Origin of the sequence: Sphingobacterium sp. 1.A.5, from assembly GCF_002734235.1 — a bacterium.
Taxonomy (GTDB): domain Bacteria; phylum Bacteroidota; class Bacteroidia; order Sphingobacteriales; family Sphingobacteriaceae; genus Sphingobacterium; species Sphingobacterium daejeonense.
Genome location: NZ_PEBA01000001.1, coordinates 1 through 15151, shown reverse-complemented (window position 1 = coordinate 15151; position 15151 = coordinate 1). Strand labels below are relative to the sequence as shown.

The window sequence follows — 15151 nt, the reverse complement described above, 5'->3', positions numbered from 1 at the left end:
TATCTTTTTCTAGTTTCACGTGAAACTCTTTTCAATCTCCTTGTTTGAGTTTCACGTGAAACGCTATATAAACTCTGCTAGTTCCATCCATCTCTCGGTCTTCTCGTCGAGAGTGGTTTTTGTTTTTTCGATCTCCTCGGCGATCTTCTGAAGCTCTACGTGGTCCGCCGTTTTTGAAAGTTCCTCCGTCAGTGAATTTACCTTTTCTTCCAGTTCCGCAATTTCATTTTCCAGCCCTTCAAATTCTTTCTGCTCCTTGAAGTTCAGCTTCTGTTTCTTCTCTGGCGCCTTCGCTTTTTCTATTTTCTTTTCTGGTTTTTTCACCAATGCTTCTTGCTCCAGTTTGTAGTCCGCATAGTTACCATTATAGATAACGATGTTTCCATCTCCCGGGAAAATGAAGAGCTGCTCGGTCAGCTTGTCGATCAGGTAGCGGTCATGCGAAACCAATACCAATACCCCTGGAAAATTTTCCAAGAACTCTTCCAAGACATTCAACGTATCAATGTCAAGATCATTGGAAGGCTCATCGAGAATCAAAAAGTTCGGGTTCGCCATCAGCACACGCATCAACTGAAGCCTCTTCTTTTCGCCACCACTCAGCTTGCTCACAAATCCAAATTGCTTTTCAGGAGGGAAGAGAAATTTAGTCAATAATTGGGAGGCAGTGATCACTTCTCCATTTTTCATTTCAATGTAGTCCGCAACATTTTTTACAATGTCCAAGACTCTTTCATCGGATTTGAAACTTAAACCCTCTTGTCTATAGTAACCGTACTTTGTCGTTTCACCGATAGAAACTGAACCGCTGGTCGGCTGGATATTTCCAGTAATAAGATTAAGGAAAGTGGTCTTGCCACTACCATTTTTTCCGGCTAACCCAATCCGGTCCGACTTCTTGAAAGTATAGGTAAAAGGGGAGAGGATATTCTTGTTGGGAACAGCAAATGAAGCTTCATTAATTTCAAGGATTTTGTTTCCTTGCCTCGAAACTTGCATGCTCAATTCTACCTGGTCCTTCTTCCTTGGTCCCTTGGATTTTTCTTCTAAATCATAAAAAGATTCTATCCTTGCCTTGGCTTTTGTACCACGAGCTTGAGGTTGTCTCCGCATCCAATCAAGTTCTTTTCTCCAAAGGTTCCTCGCCTTGTCTGCAGCCAAAATTTCATTAGCTTCTCGCTCTGCTTTCTTCTCCAAGAAGTAAGCATAGTTCCCTTTGTAAAGAAAGACCTGACCTTTGTCCAGCTCACGAATCTCCGTACAGATGTTGTCTAAAAAATACCTGTCGTGGGAGACTAGCAAAACTGTTTTGTTGCCTGTGGTCAAAAGCTTTTCTAACCATTCGATAGTCTCAATATCCAAGTGGTTGGTTGGCTCATCCAGTATATAAATATCGGGTTCATCTATCAATAATTTCGCCAATGCTAGACGCTTTTTCTGACCTCCACTCAATGAATCAATTCGTTGATCAAAATTGGTGATCTGAAACCTGCTGAGAATAGTCTTGATGTTATTTTCATATTCCCAAGCATTCAAAGCGGTAAGCTTTTCAGTGATTTCTAAGAATTTTTTTGAGGTAACATCTTCATTTTCAATTAGTTCCTCATATTCTTTGATTAATTGCTGTTGTTCGTTGTCGGCGCTGAATATAAAATCGTTGATGGTCTTCAGGTCAGAGAAATCTGGATCCTGAGGCAGGTATCCGACTCTTAATCCCTTTTCTTTGACTACCTTTCCTTTATTGGGAATAACGATCTCTGCTAATATTTTTAATAGGGTAGATTTACCGGTACCATTAATACCGACCAATGCCACACGATCTCCTTTTTGTAAGGCAAAATGAAGATCAGTAAATAACCATTTGTCGTTGTAAGAATGGCTGACTTGTTCTGTGCTTAAAATACTCACTTGATGTGTTGACGTAAAAATCCAAGCACAAAATTATTAAATATTTATTAGGAATAAATTAATAATGAAAAGTATACAGTAAGTTGACGGAAGGAGGGTACCTTAATTAAGGCGATAGTTAGCGATTAAATTGAATCTGGGGATATGAACATGAAAGATAGAGTTGTCCATTTCACGGATCATTTCATAGTATCCTTCCATAAAACCCATATCGCTTTTCAGGTTACAGCCCGATACATACTGATGCATCTCCCCAGGTTGTAGGATTGGTTGCTCGCCTACCACACCATCACCATCTACTTGCTTATTCAAGCCAATAGAGTCATAAATATTCCAATGTCGTCTTACCAATTGAATGGTATATTCACTCAAGTTTTCTATTGTAATCCTGTAGGCAAACATGAAATGTTCGTTCTCTGGATTAGAATATTCAGACTGATAAGTGGATTCAACTGAAATTTTTACACCTGATGTAGTTTGTGTTGTCATAGTCAACCAAATATATATATTCTCCTCATTTAGACAAAATATCGAGATTATGGTTCTTCTAATTTACATTTATAAGACAATAATAATCCATAAGTGTTTGAAATAAAGTAACAAACAAAAAGTTGAAGCCTCAAATTATTTATGTAATATTTCAATTATGTAAAAGTTAAAATATTAATAAAACTCAATTTTTGTTAAATTAAATGGCAAATGATTAGGTTTGTAACATGGCAAAAGGCACTTTATATCTACTCCCAGTACCCTTGGCAGAGCATGCCGAAAAAGCTTCATATACCATTCTCCATTACGATATCATCAATAATATCAAGGAATATGTGGTAGAGAATGAAAAAACAGCTCGGAAATTCTTGAAAGAGGCGGGACTTAAAAGGCCACAGAGTGAGCTTATTATCCATGATTATGGTAAACATAGCCGTGAAAAGATTAATTATACTGAAATTTTCAAGTCGGTAGAGCAAGGCAGTGATATGGGTTTGATGTCAGAAGCAGGTTGCCCAGGGGTTGCTGATCCAGGCGCTGATGTGGTATTCCAAGCTCATAGAAGAGGAATCAGGGTTATTCCATTGGTAGGACCAAGTTCAATCCTATTGGGATTGATGGCCTCTGGCTTTAATGGTCAAAATTTTAGCTTCAAAGGCTATCTTCCAATAGATAAAGGTGCTAGAACAAAAGCTATTAAGGATTTGGAAAATCAGAGTGCCAGAGAAAGAAGTACGCAGATTTTTATTGAAACACCTTTTAGAAATAATCAAATGCTTTCCGAGTTATTGAAAAGCTGCAAACCTCAGACAAAACTATGTGTTGCATGTAATGTAACAGGTGAAGATGAGTATATTAAAACCAAAACTATAGCTGATTGGAAGAATACAACGATTGATTTGCACAAGAAGCCTTGTATATTTTTAATTTTTGCATCATAAAATCGTATTTTTATAGATGATGAAAAAGTTTGCCCTATTTTTAATACTGTTGTTGAGCTTTCCTTGTTTAAACATTTTTGCGCAACAACCAACTTATGTTATTGTTCACGGAGCATGGGGCGGATCTTGGCAATTCAAGAATACCGCAAATGAACTTGAGAAATTAGGTTCAAAAGTATATAGGGTTAATCTTACCGGATTAGGCGAGAGATACCATTTGGCAAACGCTGATATCAACTTAAGCACCCACATCAAAGATGTTGTAAATACGATTTTATTCGAAAGATTAGACTCTGTTATACTCATTGGTCACAGCTACGGAGGGATGGTCGTAACAGGAGTGGCGGACAGTATTCCCGAGAAGTTAAAAAAGGTCATTTATTTAGATGCATTTCTTCCTGAAAACGGAGAGAGTGTAGCTGCTTATGTGGAAGGCAGCCCTACAGCAGACATCATTTCAAGTCCAGATGGAGAATATGTATTTCCGTCTTGGGTAAAAGATACAACGGCCTTTCCAAGAGATGTACCACATCCATTGGCATCTATTAAGGAATCCATAGTTTTAAAAAACAGCAAAAGATTAGAGATACCCAGCACGTATATCTTGACATTTGATCCAAAAAATGGGGTAGGGAAGGATGATTTTTATTTCTTTTCAACGCGAGCAAAGAAATATAACTGGAAAGTGATCGAAATGGAAGCAGACCATAATCCACAGATCAATAAACTAGATGAATTAGTGAAAATCTTAAACAACGAAAAATAAATGAACGATGTACTTTCGCCCGAACTGACCGCTGAAATTGAAAGAATCAGTATTTTTTTCGTAGTCGTTATTTTAATTATATGGGTACTTTTTGCCAATACTGTTAGGAGCACTCTAAAGCTTATTTCTAAGGAAAATCAAGCGATATTGCCCAATCAAGCATGGTTTTTAGTCGTTCCATTTTTTAATATCTACTGGAATTTTGAAGTAGCAAGGCGGTTATCTTATTCTTTGAACAATGAATTCTATGATCGTAAGATCGCTGTTGAGGAAGACCCTACCTTTACTGCTGGGATGACCTATGCCTGGTCGTTCTTAATATATAATTTCCCTTTCCCATTGTTCTGGAGAATTTTGGGCATGGTGGTAAGCTTTGTTTATTTCATTACTTATTGGTTTAAAATCAATCAATACAGAGTATTGTTGTTAGAGCATAATAAATGGTTGGAAACTGAAGAGGGAAAATCAAAAAAAGATGAGAATTAAAGAGATTATAAAATATTTAGAAGAAATAGCACCATTAAATTACCAAGAGAGCTATGACAATTCGGGTCTGATCGTTGGAGATCCTGAACAGGAGGTTCATAAAGCTTTAATCTCTTTGGATTGTACAGAGGCTGTAGTTGATGATGCCATAGCAAAAGGATGCAACTTGATTATTTCTCATCATCCTATTGTATTTTCTGGTTTAAAGAAATTCACCGGAAAGAACTATGTGGAGCGCGTGGTTATAAAAGCAATCAAGAATAACATTGCTCTTTATGCTATCCATACCAATCTTGACAATGTTTTGGGAGGAGTAAGTTCAAAAATGGCTGATATGTTAAATTTAAACAGTCAAGCTGTATTGCGTCCTAAGACAGGATTATTGAAGAAGTTGGTTGTTTATGTTCCTAGAACTCATGTTGAAGAGGTTCGTCAGGCTATATTTGACGCAGGAGCTGGCGCAATAGGGGATTATGACCAATGTAGTTATAATACCGCTGGATATGGGACATTCAGGCCATTAGAAGGCGCAAATCCTGCCATTGGAACGGTAGGTGACCAAGAACGTGTAGAAGAAACCAAGATTGAAGTTATATTTCCTGCTCAATCAGAGCGCAAGATATTGGTTTCGATGTTATCGGCACACCCATATGAGGAAGTAGCTTACCAAGTTGTTGGATTGGATAATCCATTTTTATATGTTGGTTCTGGCATTATTGGCAATCTTGAAAACCCGATGGATGAGATGGAGTTTTTAGCTTATCTGAAAGATAAGATGAAGCTGAATGTGATTCGACATACGAAAACCTTGGGCAAGAAAATCAGCCGAGTGGCAGTCTGTGGAGGTGCGGGAGGCTTTTTACTGGGTGATGCTAAGCGTTCTGGTGCTGATATTTTCATTACGGCAGATTATAAGTATCATGAATTTTTTGATGCTGAAGGCGAGATTATTATTGCAGATATCGGACATTTTGAAAGCGAACAATTTACGCAAGAATTATTGTTAGATATAATTCAGAAAAAATTTGCTAACTTTGCTGTCCTATTGACGGAAATAGACACAAATCCAATAAAATACTACAGTTAATGGAACAAACCGTAGAACAAAAACTAAAAGCTTTATGGGCTTGGCAATCAATCGAAACAGAGATTGACAAGATTCGCCAAGTACGTGGAGAACTACCTATCGAGGTAGCAGACCTGGAAGATGAGATTGCAGGTTTAGATACACGTATCGAAAAAATTCGTAACGAACTGGACGAATTAGAAGATTCTATTGTGAAGCGCAAAAACATGATCAAAGATGCGCAGGCAGCAATCAAAAAATACGAAACACAACTAAACGAAGTTAAAAATAACCGTGAGTACGATGCTATTTCAAAAGAGATAGAAATCCAAGGGTTAGAGATTCAAGTTTGTGAAAAGCGTATCCGTGAAGCTGAATTCGAAATCAAGAACAAAACTGAAGCTTATGAAGCTACAGCGAAGAACGTAGATTTCAGCAAAGGTGAGTTGGATGCCAAGAAACAAGAATTGGAAACAATCACGTCTGAGACTCAAAAGGATGAAGACAAATTGTTAGCAGAAGTTGAAAAATCTGAAAAGAATATCGACGAGCGCTTACTAAAAGTAATCAAGAAATTACGTAGGTCATTCCGTAACGGATTGGCAGTGGTTTCAATTGAGCGTGATAGCTGTTCAGGGTGTCACAACAAGATTCCACCTCAGTTACAATCAGAAATTCGCCAAAGAAAGAAAATCATTATTTGTGAGCACTGTGGTAGAATTTTAGTAGACGAGGAAATCGCATCTGAAGAAGCATAGTTAATTACTATAAATAAAGTAACGCCGATACATTGTGTCGGCGTTTTTTGTATATTTATTGTCTTACCAAATTATTAACACCAATTTATTAAAATGCTAAAGAATATAATTACTTTATTTGCTTTAGCTGCTGGTCAACTCAGTTTTGCCCAAACAGCTGAAGAAACCCTATTATTGAGAAACCCAAGCATCAGTCAGAACCATATCAGCTTTGTATATGGCGGTGATATTTGGATTGCCGATAAAAACGGTCAAAACCCACGTCGTCTCACGGTCAATCCTGCCGTAGAACAAAACCCAATCTTTTCACCAGATGGCTCGAAAATTGCATTTACAGGCAATTATGATGGAAATACAGATGTGTATGTCATATCCATTCAAGGAGGCGAACCCAAGCGCGTTACTAGCCACCCTGCAGGTGATGTTTTAAGAGGATGGCTATCAAACGATGAAGTTTACTTCACCACCCAACGTGAATTGAACTATTCCCTTGGATTAAGGTTATATAAAACCAAAATTGACGGTTCCGTAGATTATCCACTGATTATGCCTGAGGCAAATCAAGGTTCCCCTTCAGCGGATGGTAGATATTGGGCATATATTAAAAACGGTGATCCTACAGAAAGAGATCGCGTTGCATTTAAACGTTATCGCGGAGGTGGAATGCCTTCTATTTGGATATTTGATACTCAAACGCATGATGTACAGGTTGTACCAGGCGAGAAATGCAATGATGTAAAACCTATTTGGTTAGGCGATAAAGTATATTTTCTGTCCGACAGAGACAAGATCGTCAATGTATTTAGTTATGATGTTAATACAAAACAGGTCAGTAAACTAACAAATTTCAGTGATTACGATGTAAGGACCCTTCAAGGCAAAGGTTCTGAGCTGATTTTTGAGCAAGCAGGTAAGCTTCATTTGCTTAATACTGCTAATAAAACCACTAATCCTATTGCTATTCATATTCAAGCGGATGCTTTATCAAAAAGAGGGCATTACGTAGATATGAAAGATGACTTACGTAATTTTGAAATTTCCCCAACGGGACAGCGCGCTTTATTTGAAGCAAGGGGTGAGATTTTTACTGTTCCAAAGGAAAAAGGTGACGCCAGGAACATCTCAAATTCCCCAGGCTCCCACGAAAAATTCCCAGCTTGGTCTCCCAACGGTAAATGGATCTCCTATGTCTCTGACAAAAATGGAAAATATGAACTCGTATTACGCGACCAAAAAGGAATGGACGAACCTGTTTATATCAATTTGGGAACATCAAATTTTTATTTCCAACCTACTTGGTCTCCTGACAGCAAAAAGCTTTTTTACAATGATTCACATTTAAATCTATTCTTTGTTGATATTGATTCCAAGAAAATCACAAAAGTGGATGATGATTATTTAGGCTCGCATACCGGCCGTTCTTATAATTATTTCGAATCGAGCTGGTCTCCAGATTCAAAATGGATAGCTTATGTGAAAACACTCAAGAGCGGTGTTAATGCTGTTTATATGTACAATATTGATACGAAGCATTCTCAACAGGTTACAGACGGAATGAGTGAGGTGCAACGCCCTATATTTACCAGAGATGGAAAATATCTGATTTTTAATGCGAGTACTGACGTGGGGTTGACAAACTCTGGTCTCCATATGACCGCTTACGACAGAAGATCGCAATACTCTACTTATGCCTTTATTTTGTCCAGTGATTCTCCTTCTATTTTCAAGAATGAAAGCGATGAGGAAACAATAAAAACAGAGGACTCTAAAGAACAAAAAGAAGAAGATAAAAAAGATAAGAAGGGATCTAAAAAAGACTCTGATAAAGATAAGAAATCTGAAGAGTCCAAAGATCAGAATAAGCCTATCAAGGTAGATTTCAATAACATCAACAATCGCATTATTGCATTAAGTATTCCGAATGGTTCTTATGGTTTTGATGGATCAGTAGAGAATATGTTAATCTATGTAAGGGAAGGGAATATTTATGCTTATGATCTTAAAAAGCTTGAGGAAAAATTAATCGTTGAAAAAACTAGAGGCTTTAGCATCAGTCATGATGGGAAACAAATGCTATATAGAAATGCTCAAGGATACTTTATTGTTGCTGCAGGTCAAAAACCAACAGGCGATACCGGTAAGCTCAAGCTTGATGACATTAAATTAAGGGTTGAACCTGAAGAAGAATGGAAGCAGATCTTTAATGAAGTTTGGGCTATGCAGCAAGATTTCTTCTATGTCGAGAACATGCATGGTGCAGATTGGAATGCTGTAAAAGCGAAGTACGAGAAATTCCTGCCCTATGTAAACCATCGCTCTGACCTTAGTTACTTATTGAATGAGATGCTTGGTGAATTGGTTGTAGGGCACAGTTATATTTATCCTGGCGACGAACCATCTGCTCCTTCTGTTTCTGCGGGCGTATTGGGAGCTGATTATGTAATTGAAAATAATCGATATAAAATAAAGAGAATTTACAACAGAATGGACTGGAACCCTAATTTCAAAGCTCCTCTTGCTGAACCAGGTTTGGGTGTAAAAGAAGGGGTGTATATTCTTGCCGTAAATGGAAAAGAACTGACTGCCGATACGGATATTTACAGCTTATTTGATTTTACAGTTGATAAACAAATAGGATTGAAAGTAAATGATAAACCGACAATGGCTGGTGCTAGAGAAATTACGGTAAAACCTATTTCATTTGGCAATGAGGTTGCGCTAAGAAGACAATTTTGGGTGGAAAGCAACCGCAAGAAGGTTGACTCCTTAAGTAACGGTCAAATAGCCTATGTTTACATGCCTAATACGGGCAGAGAGGGTTATACTTCTTTCAACCGTTATTACTTCTCCCAGATGGATAAAAAAGCCCTTCTATTGGACGAAAGGAACAATGGTGGTGGCTCCGTTGCTGATTATGTAATTGATTTATTGTCTAGGGAGTTAATTTCTGGATGGGGAATTCGTGACGGTAAGAGCTTCACAACTCCTGGAAACGGAATCTTTGGTCCAAAAGCCATGATTATCAATGAGAACGCGGGTTCTGGTGGAGACATGATGCCATATATGTTCAGGTTCAAAGGCTTGGGCAAATTGGTTGGCCGAACAACAATGGGCATCTTGGTCGGTATTTCTGGCTATCCACAATTACTGGACGGTGGAATGGTAACTTCACCTAACTTTGGAATCTTTGATCTTGACGGCAACTATATCATCGAAAACGAAGGTGTTGCACCAGATGTATTCGTAGAGCAAATGCCTAAAGACCTGTTGCAAGGAAAAGATCCACAGCTCGAAAGAACAGTTCAGATCTTATTGGAGGAAATGAAAACTTATCCTTACAAGGAAGTTAAAAAACCTGCAGATCCTGTCAGGGTAAACTAATTTTCAACGAAAGCCAAGGGTTTTGCTCTTGGCTTTCGTTCTTTTTTAGAATTTAAAAAGTATTTTTGGGAATGCTAATAGAAATTTGGTCTGATATCATGTGTCCTTTCTGTTATATCGGGAAGGCTCATTTTGAAAAAGCTCTTGATTCTTTAAGTTTCAAGGATAAGATTGAGGTTAAGTATAAAAGCTATCAATTAGATCCCAATTACCATCACGTCGAGGGTGATACGACTTACAAATACTTGAGTGAGTCTAAAGGAATGCCTTTGGAACAGGTTAAGGAAATGACAAATCATGTTGAGCAGATGGGCAGAAATGCGGGTGTTAACATTAATTTCGGCACAAATATCCCTGCGAATACATTTAAAGCTCATGAGTTAATTCATTTTGCTGATTCAGAAGGTAAGGGTACAGCAATGAAGGAGAAACTTTTTAAGGCTCATTTTGAAGACGGATTGAATATTGAAGATGACAGCGTTTTATTGTCATTGGCTCAAGAGGTTGGTCTTTCTGAAGATGCCGCTAAAGAGGCATTAAATAGTGATAAATATGCCTACGAAGTAAAGCAGGACATCGCCGAGGCACAACAGATTGGAATTCGCGGAGTTCCTTTTTTCCTGTTGAACCGTAAATACGCGATCTCTGGAGCACAACCGGAAAGTGTTTTCGTGGAAGCGCTGGAAAAAAGCTTTTCAGAATGGAAAGAAAGCAATCCTGATATTACGTTTTTGGGAGGAGATAGTTCAGCACCGAGCTGTACAGATGATAAATGTGATATTTAGTTTTAAGGAAACCAATTATGTACCAGTCTAAGCCAAATTCGCCATGGTTATCCCTGATGATTCTTTTGGGATTGACCTTTGCTTGCACCTTTGTTTTGCAACTGTTTGTTGTCTTAGGCATCGTATTCAGCAGTGGTGATATCAACAGTATTCTAAATTCAGGGGGAAATATATATCCTGAGGATACGAACATGTTATATTTACTTTTGGGCGTTAGCAGTATCTCCACATTTCTACTTCCTGCCATATTCCTACAGATGATAGAAAAGAAGCAGGTCAAATATTTTCCTTCTGAACCTTATAAAGTAGGCACATTTTTGATCTTGATTTTTGCTTTTCTAATTGTTTTTAATCCCGCGATGGAATTAATCAGCCGTTGGAACATGGACATGAAGCTTCCAAGATTTTTGGAGAATACTGAGAACTGGATGCGTAGCCAAGAAGACCAGATGGCAGAATTGACAGAGCGGTTGGTCATGGTAGATCGGATAGACCTTCTGTTGCTGAATATTCTTGTGATGGCTGTTTTGCCGGCAATTGTTGAGGAATTCTATTTTAGAGGAGCATTGCAAAAGATCTTTGAAAGGATGTTCAAAAATGCGCATGTTGCAATTTGGGTAACTGCAATCATCTTTTCAGCTATTCATGTTCAATTTTATGGCTTCTTTCCGAGAATGTTTCTTGGATTAATATTCGGTTATGCCTTATTATGGACAAACAACATTTGGGTTCCCGTATTTGCACACTTTCTGAACAATGTTTCAGTAACCATAATAGCATTTTTATATTTCAAAGATGGAAAGACCTACGAAGACTTACAAAACTCCGACGCATACAGTGTACCATTATATATCGGTAGTATTATCCTGAGCATCGGTGTAGGTTATTATTTTTATAAGATATCACAACAAAAAAATAAAGTAAATGGACTCAAACTGGACGAAAATCAAAGTATACAATAAACCTTTTGAGGCAGAGATTGTTAAAAACATGCTCCTTGAAAACAATATTCCGGCAGTAGTATTAAATAAACAGGACTCATCCTATTTTTTTGGTGTTGTTGAGTTATATGTCGATCAAGAACATTCCGTGGAAGCTTTGGCTTTGATCGATTCTTTTGGAGATGAAGAAGAATAAATGAAAACAAGAGCAATTACTGGATTTTTCTTTGTTGTTGCACTCGTCTGCGCAACGATTTTTAATGAATATGTATTCTCCATCTTTTTTGGTATTGTAGGGATTCTTGCAGCTAAAGAGTTTTTTACAATCTGTAAAACAGAGGAAACAAAACCCTTGGAAGGTCTTGGATTAGTTACTTCCATCGTTTTGGCTACCATCGCCATTGCATACTTTTTGGGTTATATAGAATTAAAATACTTTGGCTTAGCAATACCGCTATTTTCTCTTCTTTTTATTTCATCTCTATATCTTAAAAGAGCAAAACCATTTCATGATATTGCCTATACCATTTTAGGAATTTGGTATGGCACGATTCCTTTTTTGTTTTTTATTGGGTTAGGATTTATCAATGGAGATTTCAATCCATATATCCCGATGGGATTTTTAATTATACTATGGTCAAATGATACAGGGGCATATCTTTCAGGAAGAGCCCTGGGAAGGACAAAGCTATTCGAACGCATAAGTCCCAACAAAACATGGGAAGGATTTATTGGTGGTGTTTTATTGGCTATGGGCGTTGCCTTTGGGCTTTCCTATTGGTTTGGAACTCTAACAAAACTAGAATGGGTAATGATTGCTGCTATCATTGGAATCTTTGGAACCCTGGGTGATCTAGTGGAATCCATGTTGAAAAGAAGTTTGGGTATCAAAGACTCAGGAAGTATTTTACCAGGTCATGGTGGTTTTTTAGATAGATTTGACGGGCTTTTAATTGCTGCACCTTTAGTTTATATTTTGCTTACCTTATTTTAATTTACCATGAAAATAGAAAAGGCAACTTTTGACTTTTTAAACAATCTTAAAGAAAACAACAATAGAGAATGGTTTCAAGAGAATAAGCCTGCTTATGAAGCCGCTTTGAAGAATGTTACTGAATTTATAGAACAAATCATTGTTGGACTTTCTGGCATGGATCCGCATATCAACCAGGATATTTCCGCGAAGAAATGTCTTTTCAGAATCTATAGAGATGTTCGGTTTTCCAAAAACAAGGACCCTTACAAATCATGGTTTGCTGCCGGAATCTCAGTAGACGGCAGAAAATTGGCAGGACCTGAATATTATATCCATATAGAACCTAATGGAACTTTCATTGCTGTGGGTTATTGGAGACCAGATAAGAACCACCTGGAAGCCATCAGACAGGAAATTGACTATAGTGCTCCTGAATTGTTCGAAGCATTGAAAAAAGGAGGTTGGAAAGCTGAAGATCTTTCATCGGAGGACAAGTTGCAGAGGCCTCCCGCAGGATATTCAGCGGACAACGAACATATAGAGCTTTTAAAGCACCGTAGTTTCATCTTGTCAATGAATATCAGCCGAAAAGACATGGAGTCCTCAAAAGCCTTGGAAACGGTTATTTCGAGTTATGCTACGATGATACCTTTCAAAGAATTTATCCACCAAGCCTTAGATCAATAAGGCAAGCTTATTTTTCCCATACAAACCGCGGGAGAGTCTTTAATGTTTTTGACAGATTGAGGATTGCCCGCTAAAGTTTCATTTGCCAGAACAGCAAATAAACAAGCTTCTTTTGCATCCGGATTTATGCCAAGGTCCAAGAAAGAAGTTACTTGATCAGGAAATTCTCTATGGAGCTGCTGCATAGTCAAAGGATTGTGAAGACCGCCTCCGCTCACATATACCTTAAACCCATCCATGTCTTTCGTAGCTTTCTTAATTCCGTTTATTATGGTCTGCGCAGAAAACAGATTCAAGGTCGCCATAATATCCTCGTGACTCAGGTTTTGTAAAGCTGTTTTCTTAAGGGCATTGTTCAGATACTCTAAATTGAACAGTTCGGGGCCTGTTGTTTTGGGAAAACTCAAATCCAAAAATTCTTCATTCATAAGTTCTTTCAGAAGAACGTCATTGGCCTTTCCTTTTATGGCAACTGCCGCATCTTCGTCCATTTCTAGTCCAAAATGCTTTTCCATGTATTGGTTCATCATTGTATTTCCCGGGCCAAGGTCAGTGGCGTAGGCCTTCGATTCGGAACCAATTTTAGGAAGAAAGGTAAAGTTTGATATTCCTCCTATATTTAATAATATCCTGTTTTCATTTTCAGAAGAAAATAGGAGGTAATCACCATACGCCGCTAAAGGGGCTCCTTCTCCACCTGCGGCCAAGTGTTTTTGTCTAAAATCCGAAAGACATATTATTCCGGTCTTAACGGCAATATGGTCACCATCCCCAAGTTGAAGGGTACTGTTTGGAAGTGAGCGATCTCCTGTCAGCGATTGTGGCGCATGGAAAACAGTCTGACCATGGCTTGCAATAACATCGATTTTCTCGGGCTTTATCTTCCACTTCTTGAGCGCTTTCAAAATTAAGTTGCTATGTATTTCTGCTATATAGGGGTTTAATCCACAAAGGGTCTGCTGGTCAATGGTTTTCTTCGCGAAAACCTTTCGAATCCATACTCTAAATTCCCGGGTATAATCCATGGTTTCAAACTTGAGGAGTTCGAGCTTGGTATTATTACCGTTTCCATTGAATTTACAGAGTGCTATGTCCAGTCCATCTAAAGATGTTCCTGACATTAACCCAATGATTAATCTATCTTCTTTTAGGGCAATATCTGATAGTTTGGCGATGCTGGGATTCATAGGATAAAAATACAATAACTTTTGTATTCTCCATTCTTAATCCTATTTTTGGGGGAAAAACAAATAGAAAAGACATGAATTTTCCTTCAGAATTAAAATACACCAAAGATCACGAATGGGTTCGTGTAGAAGGTGATGAAGCAGTTATTGGTATTACAGATTTTGCTCAAAGAGAATTAGGTGATATCGTGTTTGTAGACATAAACACTGTCGGTGATGAGGTTGCTGCAAACGAAGTTTTCGGATCAGTGGAAGCTGTTAAGACTGTATCTGATCTTTTTATGCCAGTTACAGCTACTGTTTTGTCTGTAAATGACGCAATTGATTCAAACCCTGAGTTGGTAAACTCTGATCCTTATGGTGAAGGTTGGATTATCCGTGTTAAATTAAACAATGCTGCTGACGTAGATGGTCTATTGTCTGCTGACGCATACCAATCAGAAATTAACGCGTAATCGCAATAAGAAAATAAAAGGGGCTGTCTAAAAAGGTCTCTTAAAAAAATAACCCCGTCATTAAAAAATGGCGGGGTTTTTCTGTTTTTTGTCCTCAAGATTTTGTATCTTAAGGTGCACCCAAAAAACAATATGGCAAACATACAATTCAAAGCTCTTCCATCCAATAGTCCGAGTCTTTTTCCTGAGAATATTTTAGACCGTATCCCCTTGAACCATCCGGTTCGTTTGGTGAGTCAGGTTGTTGACCAGTTGGATCTGGAACATATCATCCGTCAGTATAAAGGCGGAGGCACGACCAGTTTCCATCCCAGGATGCTCATCA

General features: G+C 38.1%; 15 protein-coding genes and 1 pseudogene. 13 read left to right on the top strand and 3 right to left on the bottom strand.

Annotated features, from left to right (window positions below; all coding sequences use genetic code 11):
• Positions 1-63: 63 nt before the first annotated feature.
• Together CRT24_RS00080 and apaG are read right to left on the bottom strand one after the other, a co-directional pair.
• Positions 64-1908, bottom strand: coding sequence for an ABC-F family ATP-binding cassette domain-containing protein (locus CRT24_RS00080; RefSeq protein WP_099369225.1), 1845 nt, complete (start codon positions 1906-1908; stop codon positions 64-66).
• Between the two features lie 102 nt (positions 1909-2010).
• Complete coding sequence (gene apaG, locus CRT24_RS00075) at positions 2011-2397, bottom strand: Co2+/Mg2+ efflux protein ApaG (RefSeq protein WP_099369224.1); 387 nt, start codon at positions 2395-2397, stop codon at positions 2011-2013.
• 227 nt (positions 2398-2624) lie between these two features.
• Here apaG and CRT24_RS00070 point away from each other — a divergent pair, with 227 nt between their 5' ends.
• The 11 genes from CRT24_RS00070 to CRT24_RS00020 all read left to right on the top strand — a co-directional run bounded on the left by CRT24_RS00070 (position 2625) and on the right by CRT24_RS00020 (position 13184).
• Positions 2625-3338 carry an SAM-dependent methyltransferase gene (locus CRT24_RS00070; protein WP_099369223.1) on the top strand — a complete coding sequence of 238 codons (714 nt, stop codon included), beginning with the start codon at positions 2625-2627 and terminating at the stop codon, positions 3336-3338.
• 16 nt (positions 3339-3354) lie between these two features.
• Entirely contained in the window at positions 3355-4104 is a 750-nt protein-coding gene (locus tag CRT24_RS00065; RefSeq protein ID WP_099369222.1) for an alpha/beta fold hydrolase, read from the top strand.
• On the top strand, positions 4105-4590 hold the full coding sequence (locus tag CRT24_RS00060) for a hypothetical protein (protein ID WP_099369221.1): 486 nt from the start codon (positions 4105-4107) through the stop codon (positions 4588-4590).
• Entirely contained in the window at positions 4580-5677 is a 1098-nt protein-coding gene (locus CRT24_RS00055) for a Nif3-like dinuclear metal center hexameric protein (protein WP_099369220.1), read from the top strand. The genes CRT24_RS00060 and CRT24_RS00055 overlap by 11 nt, the downstream gene beginning before the upstream one ends.
• Positions 5677-6414: a zinc ribbon domain-containing protein gene (locus tag CRT24_RS00050; RefSeq protein ID WP_099369219.1), complete on the top strand. Its 738-nt coding sequence runs from the start codon at positions 5677-5679 to the stop codon at positions 6412-6414. The genes CRT24_RS00055 and CRT24_RS00050 overlap by 1 nt, the downstream gene beginning before the upstream one ends.
• 93 nt (positions 6415-6507) lie before the next feature.
• Complete coding sequence (locus CRT24_RS00045) at positions 6508-9795, top strand: S41 family peptidase (protein WP_099369218.1); 3288 nt, start codon at positions 6508-6510, stop codon at positions 9793-9795.
• 71 nt (positions 9796-9866) lie between these two features.
• Positions 9867-10580, top strand: a complete 714-nt coding sequence (locus CRT24_RS00040) for a DsbA family oxidoreductase (RefSeq protein WP_099369217.1) — start codon at positions 9867-9869, stop codon at positions 10578-10580.
• Between the two features lie 17 nt (positions 10581-10597).
• Positions 10598-11542 carry a CPBP family intramembrane glutamic endopeptidase gene (locus CRT24_RS00035; RefSeq protein WP_099369216.1) on the top strand — a complete coding sequence of 315 codons (945 nt, stop codon included), beginning with the start codon at positions 10598-10600 and terminating at the stop codon, positions 11540-11542.
• Positions 11505-11717 (top strand): putative signal transducing protein, encoded by a 213-nt coding sequence (locus CRT24_RS00030; RefSeq protein WP_099369215.1) that lies wholly within the window; start codon positions 11505-11507, stop codon positions 11715-11717. Before CRT24_RS00035 ends, CRT24_RS00030 begins: the two co-directional genes overlap by 38 nt.
• Positions 11718-12515: a phosphatidate cytidylyltransferase gene (locus tag CRT24_RS00025; protein ID WP_099369214.1), complete on the top strand. Its 798-nt coding sequence runs from the start codon at positions 11718-11720 to the stop codon at positions 12513-12515.
• A gap of 6 nt (positions 12516-12521) precedes the next feature.
• Positions 12522-13184, top strand: a complete 663-nt coding sequence (locus CRT24_RS00020) for a DUF2461 domain-containing protein (RefSeq protein WP_099369213.1) — start codon at positions 12522-12524, stop codon at positions 13182-13184.
• Here CRT24_RS00020 and CRT24_RS00015 read toward each other — a convergent pair.
• Positions 13178-14371, bottom strand: coding sequence for an anhydro-N-acetylmuramic acid kinase (locus CRT24_RS00015; RefSeq protein WP_099369212.1), 1194 nt, complete (start codon positions 14369-14371; stop codon positions 13178-13180). The two genes, CRT24_RS00020 and CRT24_RS00015, sit on opposite strands and share 7 nt — an antisense overlap.
• 74 nt (positions 14372-14445) lie before the next feature.
• Here CRT24_RS00015 and gcvH point away from each other — a divergent pair, with 74 nt between their 5' ends.
• The gene (gene gcvH / locus CRT24_RS00010) at positions 14446-14826 is read left to right on the top strand and encodes a glycine cleavage system protein GcvH (RefSeq protein ID WP_099369211.1); all 381 of its coding nucleotides are present in this window, start codon (positions 14446-14448) and stop codon (positions 14824-14826) included.
• A gap of 132 nt (positions 14827-14958) precedes the next feature.
• Positions 14959-15151: pseudogene (locus CRT24_RS00005) on the top strand (IS5/IS1182 family transposase); the annotation flags it as partial.

Excerpts from the sequence above, each read along its gene's own strand:
- CRT24_RS00050 (WP_099369219.1), top strand. The coding sequence starts at position 5,677 with ATGGAACAAACCGTAGAACAAAAACTAAAAGCTTTATGGGCTTGGCAA.
- apaG (WP_099369224.1), bottom strand. The coding sequence starts at position 2,397 with ATGACAACACAAACTACATCAGGTGTAAAAATTTCAGTTGAATCCACT.
- CRT24_RS00015 (WP_099369212.1), bottom strand. The coding sequence starts at position 14,371 with ATGAATCCCAGCATCGCCAAACTATCAGATATTGCCCTAAAAGAAGAT.
- CRT24_RS00035 (WP_099369216.1), top strand. The coding sequence starts at position 10,598 with ATGTACCAGTCTAAGCCAAATTCGCCATGGTTATCCCTGATGATTCTT.
- CRT24_RS00070 (WP_099369223.1), top strand. The coding sequence starts at position 2,625 with ATGGCAAAAGGCACTTTATATCTACTCCCAGTACCCTTGGCAGAGCAT.
- gcvH (WP_099369211.1), top strand. The coding sequence starts at position 14,446 with ATGAATTTTCCTTCAGAATTAAAATACACCAAAGATCACGAATGGGTT.
- CRT24_RS00020 (WP_099369213.1), top strand. The coding sequence starts at position 12,522 with ATGAAAATAGAAAAGGCAACTTTTGACTTTTTAAACAATCTTAAAGAA.
- CRT24_RS00065 (WP_099369222.1), top strand. The coding sequence starts at position 3,355 with ATGATGAAAAAGTTTGCCCTATTTTTAATACTGTTGTTGAGCTTTCCT.
- CRT24_RS00030 (WP_099369215.1), top strand. The coding sequence starts at position 11,505 with ATGGACTCAAACTGGACGAAAATCAAAGTATACAATAAACCTTTTGAG.
- CRT24_RS00040 (WP_099369217.1), top strand. The coding sequence starts at position 9,867 with ATGCTAATAGAAATTTGGTCTGATATCATGTGTCCTTTCTGTTATATC.
- CRT24_RS00045 (WP_099369218.1), top strand. The coding sequence starts at position 6,508 with ATGCTAAAGAATATAATTACTTTATTTGCTTTAGCTGCTGGTCAACTC.
- CRT24_RS00055 (WP_099369220.1), top strand. The coding sequence starts at position 4,580 with ATGAGAATTAAAGAGATTATAAAATATTTAGAAGAAATAGCACCATTA.
- CRT24_RS00060 (WP_099369221.1), top strand. The coding sequence starts at position 4,105 with ATGAACGATGTACTTTCGCCCGAACTGACCGCTGAAATTGAAAGAATC.
- CRT24_RS00025 (WP_099369214.1), top strand. The coding sequence starts at position 11,718 with ATGAAAACAAGAGCAATTACTGGATTTTTCTTTGTTGTTGCACTCGTC.